The sequence below is a fragment of the Corynebacterium sp. sy017 genome (assembly GCF_017918135.1).
Taxonomy (GTDB): Bacteria; Actinomycetota; Actinomycetes; order Mycobacteriales; family Mycobacteriaceae; genus Corynebacterium.
Window position 1 is genome coordinate 537916 of sequence record NZ_RZUE01000001.1, and the last position, 16271, is coordinate 554186.

The window sequence follows — 16271 nt, forward strand, 5'->3', positions numbered from 1 at the left end:
TCCCCCATGCTGATTCCAATCAGAATGACGGGGAGTTTTATGCTTTTTACTTTTCTTTGTTTTCACCCCAACCCACCCGCTACTACCCCAGGACGCTAAAAATTTTATTTTTGTTATAGCGCCCTTATACAGCACTTTTCTTTCTTTTTTATCTCAAAATGTAGGATTTCGTTTCCATAGGGCAGTACATATTAGGCGCCCCTTACTTTACTTAATGCCATTTTATCTATTGGATAATAGATAGTTTTGCAAGATTTTAGTGTGAGGGAAACGATGAATTACCACAGAAAAATCGAAAAACAAGGACTCTATAATCCCGCTTGGGAACACGATGCTTGTGGTGTGGCATTTGTTGCAGATATGCATGGTCGCGCCACGAGAGATCTCGTCGACAAAGCCCTCACTGCATTAGTCAATCTGGAACATCGCGGTGCCGCCGGAGCAGAAAAAAACACTGGCGATGGCGCAGGTATCCTCATGCAGCTCCCCGATGCTTTCTACCAAGAAGTCACTGATTTTGAGCTGCCTGAAGCCGGTGCCTATGCCACTGGTATTGCCTTCCTCCCCCAAGCTCGCATGGCTATGCTAGATGCAAAACGCGAAGTAGAAGCCATCGCCCGAGAAGAAGGTGCACAGGTACTGGGCTGGCGAACAGTGCCAACCGACTCATCAATGATTGGTGAAATGGCTAAAGAAGCTATGCCCCACTTTGAGCAGATCTTCTTGGCTGTACCAGGGAAAACCGGCATAGAACTTGATCGCATCATGTTCTTTATTCGTAAGCGCTGCGAACGCGAGCTCGGCACCAAAAATGGTGAAGATACCGTCTATTTCCCTTCCCTCTCGGCACGCACTGTGGTCTACAAAGGTATGCTCACTACCCCACAGCTGCCACAGTTCTATGTTGATCTTGGAGATCCTCGTATGCGCACCGCTATTGCGCTTGTACACTCTCGGTTCTCTACCAACACATTCCCGTCTTGGCCGCTAGCTCATCCTTATCGATTAGTGGCGCATAATGGCGAAATCAATACTGTGCGTGGCAATGAGAACTGGATGCGCGCGAGGGAATCGCTTATTGAATCAGAAAAACTCGGTCCACTCGACCGCGTATTGCCCATTTGTACTCCTACAGGCTCAGATACCGCGCGTTTCGACGAAGTCCTAGAGCTGCTACACCTTGGCGGTCGCAGCCTGCCACACGCGATTATGATGACCATTCCGCAAGCATGGGAACACGCCGATAACATCGATCCACAATTGCGCGATTTCTATGAATATCACTCCTGTCTCATGGAACCTTGGGACGGTCCTGCCGCAGTTGCTTTTACCGACGGCACACTCGTCGGCGCGAGCCTTGATCGCAATGGTTTGCGCCCAGGTCGCATCTGGATCACCGACGACGGACTCGTCGTCATGGCTTCCGAAGCAGGTGTTTTAGATCTCGACCCAGCTCATATCGTCAAAAGAACACGAGTGCAACCAGGTCGAATGTTCCTTGTTGATACCGCAGCAGGCAGAATAATTAGCGATGAAGAAATTAAACAAGAGCTTGCCAGCGCACAACCCTATGGGGAGTGGATTCGAGAGAACTTCGTCAAAATTGATACTCTGCCACAAACGCGCTATAAGTATATGCCGCATAATCGTGTAGTGCTGCGCCAACGAGTCTTTGGTATCACCGAGGAAGATGTCGACCTCATCATTAAACCAATGGCACGCAATGCAGCAGAAGCTATTGGCTCAATGGGCTCCGATACTCCTATCGCTGCCCTATCGGCACGCCCACGTATGCTCTTTGACTTTTTTGCCCAGCGCTTTGCACAGGTAACCAACCCACCACTGGACTCTATCCGAGAAAAACCAGTGACCAGTATGTTTACCCTCCTGGGCGCGCAATCAGATGTTTTGCACCCTGTTGCACAAGCAGCGCGACGCATCCACCTGGATCGCCCTATCATTGACAATCATGAATTGGCTACCCTCATCCATGCCAATGACCACGGCGAATGGGAAAGTTTTGGTGCGGCAGTTATTTCTGGCCTCTACCCAGTAGCGCATCACGGTAAAGGAATGCATGAAGCGATTAATCGCGTGCGTCGAGAAGTATCCCAAGCTATTGCAGCAGGTGCCACTATCATTGTGATTTCCGACCGAGAGTCCAATGAGCGTTTTGCCCCGATTCCTACTTTGCTCTTGACCTCAGCAGTGCACCAGCACCTCGTCGCAGAGCGTACCCGTACCCAAGCCTCTTTGGTTATTGAATCCGGTGACGCTCGAGAAGTACACCACTTGGCCATGCTCATCGCCTTTGGCGCCGATGCAATCAACCCCTACATGGCTTTTGAGACTATCGACGAGCTACGCACCAGAGGGCAGCTTGACCAGCTCAGCCTCGACGAAGCCTGCCGCAATTACATTACAGCAGCCACCGCAGGCGTGCTCAAAGTGATGGCGAAAATGGGTATTGCAACAGTCAGCTCTTATCGAGGTTCTCAGCTTGCCGACATTATCGGCTTGCACCAAGACCTACTCGATGAATACTTTGGGGCGGTATCCTCACCAATCTCCGGTATCGGTCTAGAAGATATTGCTGCTGATGTCGAGGTGCGGCATCGTCAAGCATTCTTGCCACGCCCTGAAGAAAATGCACACCGCGAGCTTGATCTTGGTGGTGAATATAAGTGGCGCCGTGAAGGGGAATACCACCTCTTTAACCCAGAGACTATTTTTAAGCTCCAACACGCCACCCGCACAGGGCAATACGCAATTTTTAAGGATTACACACGCAAAGTCGATGACCAATCCAAACGCCTTGCCACCATCCGCGGACTCTTTGAGTTTGCACCTGATCGCGAACCTATTTCTGTGGATGAAGTCGAACCAGTAGCAGATATTCTCAAACGATTCTCCACTGGTGCAATGTCTTATGGCTCCATTTCAGCCGAAGCACACGAAGTGCTCGCCATTGCAATGAACCGCATTGGTGGTATGTCTAACTCAGGTGAAGGTGGCGAGGACGCCCGACGCTTTGACGTTGATGCCAATGGCGACTGGCGTCGCAGTGCGATTAAGCAAGTAGCTTCAGGGCGCTTTGGTGTTACCAGCCATTATCTGTCCAACTGTACTGATATTCAGATCAAGATGGCTCAGGGTGCTAAACCTGGTGAAGGTGGACAGTTGCCACCAAATAAGGTCTATCCTTGGGTTGCGCAAGTACGTATCACCACCCCTGGTGTGGGGCTTATTTCGCCACCACCACACCACGATATTTACTCCATTGAGGATCTTGCTCAACTCATCCATGACCTCAAAAACGCTAATCCAGATGCACGTATTCACGTCAAGCTGGTTGCGGAACAAGGAATTGGTGCTGTGGCTGCCGGTGTTTCTAAAGCCCACGCAGATGTGGTTCTCGTCTCTGGTCACGATGGCGGTACTGGTGCCTCCCCATTGACTTCCCTTAAACACGCTGGTGGTCCATGGGAGCTCGGTCTTGCTGAAACACAACAAACCCTCTTGCTCAATGGTTTGCGTGATCGCATTAGAATCCAAGCTGATGGTCAGCTCAAAACTGGGCGCGACGTCGTTATCGCTGCTCTGCTTGGTGCTGAGGAGTTTGGTTTTGCTACCGCCCCACTTGTGGTGGAAGGTTGTGTCATGATGCGTGTCTGCCATTTGGATACCTGCCCGGTGGGTATTGCTACCCAAAACCCAGACCTACGCAAGAAGTTCACGGGTAAGGCAGAACACGTGGTGAATTTCTTTACTTTCATTGCTCAAGAGGTGCGGGAATACTTGGCTGAACTTGGATTCCGCTCTATCGACGAAGCGGTGGGACAATCTCAAGTGCTGCGCATGAATAAAAACACTGCACACGCGCGAGCAAGTAAATTGGATCTTTCCCCTATCTTTGAGCGAGTCGAGTCAGTTCACTTTAGGAATCAAAACTTGCGCTGTACAAAGACTCAGGAGCATGGTTTAGAAGAAGCTCTCGATAATAAAATTATTCGGGCGACTCAGTTGACTATTGATGCGGCTGCGGCAAAGAGTTCTGCTAATGCACCGAGTTGGATGGCTGCGGGTGAAAATCCAACTATTGAATTGGAATACCCTATCTCTAATATCAACCGGTGTGTTGGTACCATGACCGGTTCTCGTATTACGCGTGCTGCTGGTCAGCATGGTTTGCCAAGCGATACGTTGAAGTTGCGTTTCCACGGTTCTGCGGGTAACTCTTTTGGCGCGTTTATTCCTGCCGGTATGACTCTTGATCTAGTCGGTGATGCCAACGACTTTGTGGGCAAAGGATTATCTGGTGGTCGAATTGTGGTGCGTCCACCTGCGCAAGCACCAACACAATTGGACAATAATCCTGACATTATTGCTGGCAATGTGGTTGGTTTTGGTGCTACCAGTGGTGAAATGTTTATCAATGGTAGTGTCGGTGAGCGTTTCTGTGTGCGTAACTCTGGTGCTACGGTGGTCGTCGATGGCATTGGCAATCATGGATGTGAGTATATGACTGGTGGTACCGTTGTTATCCTCGGCGAGATCGGTGAGAACTTCGGTGCTGGTATGTCCGGTGGGGTTGCGTATATTGCGCCACATGAGGGACTAACCGCCAAGCTCAATCATGATGTTGCAGATAGTATCGAGGAGCTTGACGACGCAGACCTTGCTACCTTGCGGAGGCTTTTTGACGAGTACGAGCGTCGTACTGGGGCAAGCGTGTCATGGCAACCCGAGCAGATGATTAAAATTCTGCCGCGTCCATATCGCAAAGTTCTTGATGTGATTAAGCAGGCACAAGCAGAAGGCAAAGACGTTAATACAGCAATTATGGAGGCAGTAAAATAATGGCTGATCCACATGGTTTCCAGAAATTTCCTCGCCAAGAACCAGCACATCGCCCTGTGCCTTTGCGCTTAATGGATTGGCGAGAAGTCTATGAAGAAGCTCCTGCTGGGCAAATTCAACAGCAAGCAACTCGCTGCATGGATTGCGGTGTACCGTTTTGCCATGAAGGCTGCCCGTTGGGCAATATCATCCCTGAGTGGAATGACCTGGTTCGCCAAGACCGTTGGCGTGAAGCCTTCGATCGTTTGCACGCAACCAATAACTTCCCAGAGTTTACTGGCAGGCTCTGCCCTGCCCCTTGCGAAGGTGCGTGCGTGCTTGGTATCAGTGATGACGCAGTAACCATTAAAAATGTGGAATTAGCTATTGTCGAGCATGGTTTTTCCCAAGGTTGGGTAACTCCCATCACGCCTTCTTTTGATACTGGTATCCGTATTGCTGTGGTCGGTTCCGGTCCGGCTGGTCTTGCCGCAGCGCAACAGTTACGCCGCGCAGGTCATGGCGTCACTGTGTTTGAGCGTGATGATCGCATTGGCGGACTTATGCGCTATGGTGTGCCTGAGTACAAGATGGAAAATAAGTGGATTGACCGTCGTTTAGCGCAAATGAGTGCTGAGGGGATTGAGTTCCGCACAGGTGTTTCACCTACTGCAGCAGATCTTGACCGCTATGATGCTGTTATTTTGGCAACCGGTACCCCAGTGCCTCGTGATCTTCCTGTGGAAGGCCGAGAACTAGGTGGTATTTACCCCGCTATGGACTATCTCAACCTCCAAAACCGCATATGTGAAGGCGATACGCTTTCCTCCACCATTGATGCCCGCGGCAAGAAAGTCGTTATCATTGGCGGTGGTGATACCGGTACAGACTGCTTTGGTACCGCATTGCGCCAAGGGGCTGCGAGTGTCACACAATTTGATATTCGACCACGAGCACCAAAACAGCGTGCTAGTTCTACACCGTGGCCAACATATCCGCTTATTTATCGCACTGCAACAGCACATGAGGAAGGCGAATATATCGTCACGGGTAATGAGTCTGCACAAGAAATCGAAGACCTTGGTCTAGCTACTCGTAAGGTTGGCGATACACTCGGTAATCGCACTTACTCGGTTAATACTGTGTCTTTCCATGGCAAAGACGGCCATGTACGTTCCTTGCGTGCTAATGAGGTTCGCGTCGAAAATGGCAAGCGTGTGCCTATCGAAGGCACCGAGTTTGACCTTGACGCTGATCTTGTCTTGCTTGCCTTGGGCTTTTCTGGGGCAGAGCGCAGTGGTGTCATCCATGAACTTGGGGTTGCGTTCGACGAACGTGGTCGTATGGTTCGCGATGAGCACTACCGAGCCTCAATCAAACCACTCTTCCCTGATTTCAAGCCAAAGGTGTACGTCGCTGGTGACTGTGGTCGTGGACAGTCACTCATCGTGTGGGCGATTGCTGAAGGACGCGCCTGTGCGGCAGCTGTAGATGCCGATCTCATGGGTGAAACCTCCCTCCCCATTGCAGTCACCCCGCGCACTGCACCACTGGGGGCATAGGAGAACAGCAATAAACATGAAGGCCACCGTCGAGAGCTTTTCTTACTTTCGACGCTGGCCTTCATGGTTTTATCTGCCTTTGTCTGCGCTAGAGCACCATTGCGGCACACCAGCCAGCAATGATCAACGGAATGTTATAGTGCAAGAATGTTGGGATCACAGAGTCGCGAATGTGATCATGCTGCCCATCTGCGTTAAGTCCCGATGTAGGACCAAGAGTGGAATCTGATGCTGGTGAACCCGCATCTCCCAATGCGCCGGCAGCGCCAATGATTGCCACAGTTGCGGCAGGACTAAAGCCCAGAGAGACACACAACGGTACATAAATTGTGGCGATGATGGGCAGCGTAGAAAAGGAAGAACCAATGCCCATGGTCACAATAAGACCAACCACGAGCATGACAAATGCTGCCGCCGCCTTATTGCCACCAAAAAGGGCGGCAGAAGTGGTCACCAGTGACTCTACCTGTCCTGTTGCTTGCATAACAGCCGCAAATCCCTGCGCAGTAATCATGATGAATCCAATCATGGCCATCATTTTCATGCCTTGGCCAAAAACATCATCTGCTTCACGCCAATTAACGGCACCGGTGACCATGAAAATCACCAAACCACTCAGCGCGCCAATCAAGAGTGAATCAGCCTCAGAGCCAGAAAGCTGCATCACCACTTGCACCACAAAAGTGACAATAATGGCAATGATTGCCACAGAAATTTTATAGGGAGAAATATCTTCTACCTGCACATTAGTTACTGGCTTATCGACGTAATCGCGCGGGCGTCGATAGCTAAAGAAAACAGCAATGAGCAAACCAAGGAACATACCAAGTGCAGGAATCGCCATGACCTGCATGATGTTGATACCACTGGTGTCCATCCCCGCCTGCTCGATATTGTTGAGCAAAATCTCGTGCAAGAAAATAGAGCCGAAACCAACAGGAATCCACATATAGGTCGTGACCAAACCAAAGGTCAACACACACGCAATAAGGCGACGATCCACACGCATCTTATTCATAACCGACAGCAAAGGCGGAATAATCAGTGGAATAAACGCAATATGCACGGGGATAAGATTTTGGCTCATCATCGACATTGCCAAAATGCCAGCAACCATAAGCCACTTGGTTACTGCCACCGCTCGTACACTCACCTGAGGTTCATGCTGGCTATGCTGGTTTTTTGCGTGTGCGGTACCTGTCGCGCTGGTGTTTGCGTGTGCATTGGTCTGACTGGGGCTAATCCGACGCATAATTTTTTGCGCCAACAGCACCGGCAACCCAGAATGAGCAACTGCCATAGCAAAAGCACCAAGCAACGCATAACTCAATGCAATTTTTGCCCCACCAGAGAGTCCTTCTTGAAAAGCAACCATCGTTGCTTCTAGTCCGATACCGGAAACAACACCACCAATAATCGCGCCAATAAATAAGGCGAGCACAACATGGATACGGGCTGCAGCAAGAATAAGCATGACCAGCACCGCAATTAAAACAGCATTCATGCTTTTTAATCTACGGTACGGTATTGTTGCTCAGGAAATAACCACACAATTAGTGCATATAATTTTTACTTGCACATAAAATTACTCTTTTAGCGCAAACGATCTCGCTTATGAAATCCCAATCTAGGTCTAAACCCCTCTGGGCGTCGCAACTGCGCTACCGCATCCCCAACAACTAGCCGAAACCTAGGCTGCATGGGCGGCATATGCATCACAGAAAACCAACCCACCTCAGTATTTTCCCCGTCAGCAGCATACGGTACAGCCGTATCATCAAGCACAGTACAACGCACCGCAGTATCCACATAACTGGTCACATCACCATTAGGGTAGGTGATCGGTCCTACTTTACCCACCCCAAGCAAAGCCTCAACCTGCACATCAAGCCCAGTTTCTTCTTTTACCTCACGCACCGCTGCCACATGAGGCTCTTCATCAGGATCAACAATTCCCGTTACCGGTGTCCACTCGCCATTATCCGAGCGTTTAACCAACAACACCTCAGGAACCGCACCAATAGGAGCACCAGCTGGCACATCCTTGAGCACGATAGCAGTCACCCCAGGTAACCACAACTGCTCATGACCAATTTTCTCCCGCAACCGCACAATAAACTCTGGAGTTGGCATAGTATTCTTCCTCAGTACCGAACTGATAGTACGATTCTTAACATCTTGCTAAGCATTTTCTTCGATAAGCTGTTTCACCGCAGCCACATCATTAGGCAGAGCAATCACACGATGTTCTACATCCATAATTGCAGCAAAACGCTCCGATACCGGCGGTTGCGTTCCCGTTGCCTCCACGATGATGTCACTAAACTTCACCGGCAACGCCGTCTCCAAGCACACAATCGGACTATCAATTTCCTCACGCCACTGACGAGCCACTTTCACACCGTCGGCAGTATGCGGATCAATAAGCACACCAAGACGCTCATAACAATCACGAATTGTCGCCACGCGATCCGAATGCGTGGACTTGCCCGAACGGAACCCATACTTATCAGCCGCTTGAGCAAAAGCAGGATCTGCACCGAGTGAAAAACCACCTTGCGCTACCTGAGTGCCAAAAAGCTCTGCGACGCGCTGAGCATCGCGCCCCAGCAAGTCAAAAATAAACCGCTCAAAGTTCGACGCGCGGGAAATATCCATCGACGGCGAAGACGTCTCGTAAGTATCAGCACTGCTACGCACTCGATACTCCCCTGTGCGGAAAAACTCATCGAGCACATCGTTTTCGTTAGTGGCGACAATCAGTTTATCTATATTCAGCCCCATCTGCTTAGCGATATGACCAGCACAAATATCACCAAAGTTTCCAGTGGGCACGCTAAAACTTACTTTTTGATCATTGGACTTGGTAACGTGCAAATACGAAGAGATGTAATACACAATCTGCGCCATAAGACGCGCCCAGTTAATAGAATTAACAGCCCCAATATGATACCGCTGCTTAAATTGCGCATCAGCAGAAACACTTTTGACAACATCTTGGCAGTCATCAAAAACTCCGTCGAGAGCGATATTGAAGATATTAGGATCATGAAGCCCAAACATCTGCGCCTGCTGGAAAGGAGTCATACGACCTGCAGGGGTGAGCATAAAAATTTTAATCCCCCGACGCCCACGCATAGCATACTCAGCAGAAGAACCCGTATCGCCAGAGGTCGCACCGAGGATGTTGAGACTCTGACCGCGCCTAGCAAGTTCATACTCAAATAGCTCACCTAAAAGCTGCATAGCCATATCCTTAAACGCCGCTGTTGGGCCTTCGGATACATGGGCAATGTACATTCCTGGTTCCAACTCAGTGACCGGAACAATCTCAGCAGCGCTAAACTTTGGCGTGGTGTAGGCACGCGCTGTCATAGCAGCAAGATCCTGGGCAGGGATATCATTTTCGTCGATGAAAAGCGCAAGCACTTTTGCCGCTAACGCCGCATAGCCTTGCTCTTGGAGAATCGTGCGGAAAGAGTTGAGGGTGTCGTCGTCAAGCTGTGGATAGCTGCTAGGAAGATAAAGACCGCCATCGGGGGCTAGACCGCGCAGCAGAATATCGCTAAAGGAAGCAGGAGTGCGGGACTGATCACGGGTTGAAATGTAATACACTCTGACCAGCCTAGTGCTTTACTCATAGAACTAGCTATTTTTGCTCGACATTATTTTCATTTTTCTACTTTTTCTTCTCTTAGCTTCTTCTCTTAGCGTGGTTTAGTAACTAAAATGGCTAAACGAATATCGTTTCGCATAGTGCCCAAGGAGTTTTGTATGAAAGTGCTTATTACGGGGGGGGGGCGGGGTACATCGGCTCCACCATCGCCGCCTGTTGCGTAGACAATGGCATAACCCCCATCATTCTTGATGACCTGAGCAAAGGACTACGTACCTTCGCCCAACCATATGCTTTCTATGAAGGCGACATTGCCGATACTAAGCTCCTCACAACAATCACCACCGAGTATGATATTGACGCAGTTATTCATTGTGCTGCCAAAATTGTTGTTCCAGAATCTGTCGAACAGCCCCTTGATTACTATCACAACAATGTCGGCAAATCTATTACGCTTATTCGCACTCTTTCTGAACTTGGTATTAAGCGGTTTATTCTTAGCTCTACTGCATCCATGTATGAAGCAGGTGAGGATCATCTTGTCGACGAACACTCTGTAGTTGCACCACACAGCCCTTATTCTGCCTCAAAATGGATGCTAGAGAGAATACTGTCTGACTTCGCACACACTGGAAAATTAGATGTTATTTCTTTGCGGTATTTCAATCCCATTGGTGCTGATCCACATATGCGTAGTGGACTGCAAGATCCGCATCCGACGCATGCACTGGGGAAGATGATTGAGGCACATAACGAACGACGTGCCTTTACTGTCACTGGAGTGGATTGGGATACTCGTGATGGTTCAGCTTTGCGCGATTATGTGCACGTGTGGGATTTAGCTCGCGCTCATATTGCTACTCTTGAGCGCTTTGACCAGGTTATCTCTGCCGCTGCACAACCTGGTTATGAGGTTATCAATCTTGGCACCGGCACTGGAACCACAGTGTATGAACTTGCCGCTGCTTTCCAAGAAGCAACAGGTACCGCACTCGAAATTGTCACTGCTGCGCCACGACTAGGTGATGTCATCGGCTGTGCCACGAAGAGCAATAAAGCAGCCGAACTATTGGGGTGGCAGGCTGAACTCAGCATTGCTCAGGGAGTGTTGCATTCTATCGAGTGGGGCAAAAAACTACCGGCAATCCTCGAAAAGGAAAACACACTAATGGCAGATTAATGCCTAACTGCGTCTGGCAGATTAATGCCTAGCTTAGTGCCTAGCTGCGTCGATTGAGCAGTTCTTCAATTAAGCCATTGAGCACTACCGACGCAGCGCTATCCCTGGCATCTTTCTTGGGTGCGTCATGATAATTATGGTGCTGTGTACGCGTAGCGTCTGATTGCAGCGGTGATGCAGGGGTAGTGCCGTCCACAATGATTTCTATGTAGTCCTCTGTGATATGCACGGCAGCGTCATCAGACACTCGCATATTTTCCCCAGCTTCGACCAAAGTGCGCAATTGCCCAAAAGTGAGGTCGTTAATTGCTAGAGAGATTTTTACTGCGGAAGGGTTATTAGTGTTCATTCTGTACTCCTTATCGTGTTATTGGTGAGAGCTTAACTCACTATAAGCTCACTATATGTGGATGGTAAATCATTCATGCTCGCTTATCATCTCTCCCCAAAAGACTTGGTCGACTACTTGCCGTGCGCGCCTAGTCACTTTGAGATAATTCTCAACAAATTCTTGAGAATTATGTGGGTCCCATCCGGCTGCACCGGCAACAGCAACAAGCTGCGCTCCTGGTTTTGGTATTTGATCTGTTCGTTTTCCGCGAACAAGAACAATGGCATTTCGAGCTTTTGTTGCAGTCAACCATGCCTGTTTGAGAATATCCACCTGTTGCGCAGAAATGATTTCTTTTTCTTTAATAACGTCTAGGACTTCAAGGGTAGAGGTATTATGCAGTTGTTCATATTGATGTGCATGCATCAATGTCAGCAATTGCACTGTCCATTCAATATCGGTCAGTGCTCCACGCCCTAGTTTTGTATGCGTATTACGATCTGCCCCGCGCGGCAAGCGCTCATTATCCACTCGCGCTTTCATGCGACGCACCTCACGAATAACTTTTTCGGTAGCGCCTTGTTCGGGATAACGATATTTGTCAATCATGTGTAAAAACCGTTGTCCTAATTCTTTATCCCCTGCGATCCATGTCGCACGCAATAAGGCTTGTATCTCCCATATTTCACCCCAGCGCTGGTAATACTGATCGTAGGATTCCAGGGTGCGCACCACTGCCCCAGAGCGACCTTCAGGACGTAATCCTAAATCTACTTCTAGTGGTGGATCACCTGATGGTTTCGCTAAACGTGTTCGTAGCCGATCACAAATTGTGATTGCCCAGCGTACTGCATCATTTTCTTCAACTCCTTCACAGGGGTCGCACACAAACATCACATCGGCATCAGAACCATACCCTAGTTCTGCGCCTCCCAATCTCCCCATACCAATGATGCTTATCGACGCAGGTTGCGTTTCCACTTCCCCTTTATTCAGTGAGTCTGCAATTTCTGCAGTTAATGCTGCTTCTAATACGGCATCCCAAATATATGACAAATCAAGGCATACTTCTTGTACGCTTAACATTCCCAAAATATCCGCCGACGATATGCGAGCTAATTCCACTCGCCTGAGGGCACGTGCTACCGAAATAGCTTTATCAGGGTCTTTATGTCTACTTGCTGCTTTGATCAATGATGCTGCTGGATTCGTGCTTCGCCGTTCTAGTAGCTTGGGTCCTGCTGCCCCGTCACCAAGCTGCTTGACCACATCAGGTGCAGAGATGAGCAGATCAGAGGTATAGGGCGAGTTGCCAAGAATCTTCATCAAACGCTGCCCAACAATCCCCTCATCACGCAACATTCTCAGGAACCAAATACGGTCATGAGCTGCGTCGGAGAGCTTACGATAGTTGAGCAAACCAGCATCAGGATCAGCTGTATCGGATAACCAGTCCATAAGCGTTGGCAAGAGCATTGCTTGAATTTTTGCTTTACGACTCTTCCCTGAGGCTAAGGCTTTAAGGTGCTCAAAAGCACGATCGGCATATTTATAGCCCAGTGCAGCAAGTTGTAGTTTTGCGGCTTGTTCAGAAAGTTTGATCGCGTCTGTAGAAAAGTTCACCACCGAGTTCAACAGTGGTCGATAAAATAAGCGATTATGCAATTGGGCAATGGTAGAGCGTACTTTTTTGAGATCCGTATCTAGTTTATCAACGCTTGAATACTGTTCATGCCCACGATAACCTGCAGCATGAGCGAGCCAGCGCCAGTTTTTTTGGTCATCGTGTTCTGGCAAAGTATGGGTTCGTTTAACTTTTTGCAACTGGAGTCGGTGCTCCAATAGGCGCAAAAACTCATAAGAGTTAATCAGTTCTGCACCATCTTCACGCCCAATATAGCCTCCTTTTATCAAGGCCGCTAATGCGTCAATGGTGGCAGGTGTACGTAAAGACTCATCGCTACGCCCATGCACCATCTGCAAAAGTTGCACAGCGAACTCAACATCGCGTAAGCCACCTTCACCGAGTTTAAGTTCTCTGTCTTTAAGGTTTTTCGGCACATTGTCAAGGACACGTCCACGCATCGCTTGCACATCGTCGACAAAAGATTCTCGCTGGCTCGCATTCCATACCATTGGCGACAATGCTTCTTGATAGCGTTTGCCCAGGTTCATACTGCCCGTCATAGGACGAGCTTTTAGTAGTGCTTGGAATTCCCATGTATGCGCCCACCGCTTGTAATAAGCAATATGTGATTCTAGGGTACGAACCAATGCGCCACGCTTTCCTTCCGGACGTAACGCTGCGTCTACCTCAAAAAAGGATCGACATCCAATACGAATAAACTCACTAGCCAAGCGGGTGGTTTTTGAGTCTGCAGGCTCGGCGACAAAGACCACATCTACATCAGAAATATAGTTGAGCTCCCGAGCACCACTTTTACCCATCGCAATAACGCAAAGTTGCGCATTAAGTGATTGTTCTCCATAGGTATTGCGTACTGCTACGCTAAGCGCAGCACTTAGTGCAGCATCAGCCAAATCTGTGAGCGATCTACTAATCACGCTAAAGGGAACGTGAGGCTGACCTAGGCGTTTATCATTTTCTGGATAAGTTCCTGCTAAATCATGTGCTGCAATGCGCATAAGTAAACTGCGATACACCTTTTTTAAGGTTATTTCTGCTTCCACCCCACCTAAAGCAGCACGGTAAGTACCAACAGTTGTGCGCTGAGAACAGGCTGTATCTCGTGGCATATTTCCCTGTTGTTCTTGGCCTACTACCTGATGGTCTGCTACTTGAACATCACCATGTTGCTCACTCGAACAGCTCGAATCAAAAGCAGGAACAGCACCTACACACCCTAAAAGGGTACTGAGCATTTCTGCTGCACTAGGTATATCTTCTGCAAGAAATTTCCACTCAGTAGGATTAGCAACCAAATGATCGCCAAGCACTGAAGACGCACCTAACAATGCAATCAAACGCACTCGCAATGCTATATCAGTACGCATAGCTTCATCTAATTGCTTATAGCCACCTGTTGCAGCCTCATCTTCTTGAAGTGCATCCATAAGACGAATGAGGTTATTTAATGCCAGATTAGCGTCGGCAGCACCACTAAGCGCCCACAAAAGTTCTGTGGATTGTTCATTGAGCCACCCCAGGCGTTCTAGGTCTTCTTTGGCATGGGCACCAGTGAGACTCAAACTAGCTGGGGTAGGTAGTGCTTTTCTGCTGGTACGTGGATGTGTCACTTAATACTCCAAGTTATGCATCAATTCCCAGGGAGTAATTTGGCGCTGATAGTCGTGCCATTCCCGCCATTTATTCCTAAGGAAGAACTCAAATACGTGTTCACCAAGAACTTCTGCGGCAAATTCAGATTTTTCCATTTCGCGTAGTGCTTGATCGAGACTAGACGGCAAATCTACATAACCTAATGCACGACGCTCTCGTCTACTGAGTAAACTAACGTCTTCTTCAGCTGCGTCGCCAAGCTCATACCCCTCACGAATACCTTTCAGACCCGCGCCAAGCAAAACAGCAAGTGCCAAATAAGGATTGCACGCTGAATCAGGAGAACGCACTTCAATCCGACGTGACTCTGCTTTGGTTATTCGATATGTGGGGACGCGAACAAGAGCAGAACGATTAGATACACCCCAATTGGCAGCAGTAGGTGCTTCATTACCAAATAGAATCCTCTTATAGGAATTAGTCCATTGGTTAGTGATGGCAGAAAACTCACTTGCGTGCGTGAGAATACCAGCAATGAACTGCTTTGCTGTGGTAGAAAGGCTGTACTCCTCATCAGGATCATGAAAGGCGTTCATATCTCCCTCAAAAAGAGACATATGCGTGTGCATTGCAGAACCTGCGTGCTCAGTAAAAGGTTTAGGCATAAAAGTAGCACTTACCCCATTGAGTAATGCGACCTGCTTCATCACATAGCGGAAAGTCATAATGTTATCTGCCATTGTGAGAGCATCAGCATGACGTAAATCTATTTCTTGCTGCCCCGGTGCAGTCTCATGATGAGAAAACTCTACTGGAATCCCCATTTCCTCTAATGCAATCATCGCTTGACGACGAAATTGCGGGGCGTCATTATGACTAGCCTGATCAAAATACCCGCCATTGTCCGTAGGAATAGGTGGCTGGCCTTCAGTTTTTAAGGAACGGACAAGATAGAACTCAACCTCAGGCGATACCATACATGAGAAACCGTCGTCAGCAGCACTTTCTACTTGCTTACGCAAGACTTGACGTGGATCAGAATACGACGGATTGCCATCTGGATTCATAATGTCACAGAACATTCGTGCAGTTTTTAAGGGCGAGTCATCATCGTCGAAAGGCAATAACTGAAATGTTGAGGGGTCTGGACGAGCAATGGTATCCGCCTCAGATATTCGGGAAAATCCTTCAATGGCTGAACCATCAAAACCAATGCCTTCCTCAAAAGCAGACTCTAATTCTGCCGGAGCCACTGATACAGACTTAAGCGATCCCATAATGTCGGTAAACCATAGGCGAACGAACTTGATGTCACGCTCTTCGACGGTGCGCAGCACATATTCCATTTGTGATTCCATGTTTCTACGATACTTTCTATCTGCGGATTTATACGAGATAAGCGAGCCTTAATGATTCCCCTCCCCCGTTTGGGGTGACATGTCGCCCCTCAATGTTTTACTCAACTCTATCGAACATACTTTCCATAATCAAGGGTTGTGGAG

Annotated in this window: 9 protein-coding genes; 3 read left to right on the forward strand and 6 right to left on the reverse strand. The window is 48.7% G+C overall.

The features are described 5' to 3' along the window. Positions 1-291 precede the first annotated feature (291 nt). On the forward strand, positions 292-4860 hold the full coding sequence (gene gltB / locus EML15_RS02435; RefSeq protein WP_144273460.1) for a glutamate synthase large subunit: 4569 nt from the start codon (positions 292-294) through the stop codon (positions 4858-4860). After that, a complete protein-coding gene (locus EML15_RS02440; protein WP_144273252.1) occupies positions 4860-6401 on the forward strand; it encodes a glutamate synthase subunit beta in 1542 nt (513 codons plus the stop codon). The genes gltB and EML15_RS02440 overlap by 1 nt, the downstream gene beginning before the upstream one ends. Positions 6402-6489: 88 nt before the next feature. On the opposite strand, the gene EML15_RS02445 is transcribed toward EML15_RS02440, so the two are convergent. The 3 genes from EML15_RS02445 to thrC all read right to left on the reverse strand — a co-directional run bounded on the left by EML15_RS02445 (position 6490) and on the right by thrC (position 10016). Continuing rightward, positions 6490-7905, reverse strand: a complete 1416-nt coding sequence (locus EML15_RS02445) for a Na+/H+ antiporter NhaC family protein (protein WP_144273253.1) — start codon at positions 7903-7905, stop codon at positions 6490-6492. An 89-nt stretch (positions 7906-7994) separates the two neighbouring features. After that, positions 7995-8534, reverse strand: a complete 540-nt coding sequence (locus EML15_RS02450) for an NUDIX domain-containing protein (protein WP_144273254.1) — start codon at positions 8532-8534, stop codon at positions 7995-7997. Between the two features lie 48 nt (positions 8535-8582). Next, positions 8583-10016, reverse strand: coding sequence for a threonine synthase (gene thrC / locus EML15_RS02455; protein ID WP_144273255.1), 1434 nt, complete (start codon positions 10014-10016; stop codon positions 8583-8585). A 155-nt stretch (positions 10017-10171) separates the two neighbouring features. On the opposite strand from thrC, the gene galE reads away from it, so the two are divergent. Further along, positions 10172-11197 (forward strand): UDP-glucose 4-epimerase GalE, encoded by a 1026-nt coding sequence (gene galE, locus EML15_RS02460; RefSeq protein ID WP_349236852.1) that lies wholly within the window; start codon positions 10172-10174, stop codon positions 11195-11197. A 40-nt stretch (positions 11198-11237) separates the two neighbouring features. Here the strand turns inward: galE and EML15_RS02465 are convergent, their stop codons facing one another. From EML15_RS02465 to glnA, 3 genes are all read right to left on the reverse strand, one after another. Continuing rightward, complete coding sequence (locus EML15_RS02465; protein ID WP_144273257.1) at positions 11238-11546, reverse strand: hypothetical protein; 309 nt, start codon at positions 11544-11546, stop codon at positions 11238-11240. A gap of 69 nt (positions 11547-11615) precedes the next feature. Further along, positions 11616-14786: a bifunctional [glutamine synthetase] adenylyltransferase/[glutamine synthetase]-adenylyl-L-tyrosine phosphorylase gene (locus EML15_RS02470; protein WP_144273258.1), complete on the reverse strand. Its 3171-nt coding sequence runs from the start codon at positions 14784-14786 to the stop codon at positions 11616-11618. After that, positions 14787-16127: a type I glutamate--ammonia ligase gene (gene glnA, locus EML15_RS02475; RefSeq protein ID WP_144273259.1), complete on the reverse strand. Its 1341-nt coding sequence runs from the start codon at positions 16125-16127 to the stop codon at positions 14787-14789. Between the last annotated feature and the right edge of the window lie 144 nt (positions 16128-16271).

Bases quoted from the DNA above. Each gene is read 5' to 3' on its own strand.
- EML15_RS02440 (WP_144273252.1), top strand. From the start codon at position 4,860: ATGGCTGATCCACATGGTTTCCAGAAATTTCCTCGCCAAGAACCAGCA.
- EML15_RS02445 (WP_144273253.1), bottom strand. From the start codon at position 7,905: ATGAATGCTGTTTTAATTGCGGTGCTGGTCATGCTTATTCTTGCTGCA.
- EML15_RS02450 (WP_144273254.1), bottom strand. From the start codon at position 8,534: ATGCCAACTCCAGAGTTTATTGTGCGGTTGCGGGAGAAAATTGGTCAT.
- EML15_RS02465 (WP_144273257.1), bottom strand. From the start codon at position 11,546: ATGAACACTAATAACCCTTCCGCAGTAAAAATCTCTCTAGCAATTAAC.
- glnA (WP_144273259.1), bottom strand. From the start codon at position 16,127: ATGGAATCACAAATGGAATATGTGCTGCGCACCGTCGAAGAGCGTGAC.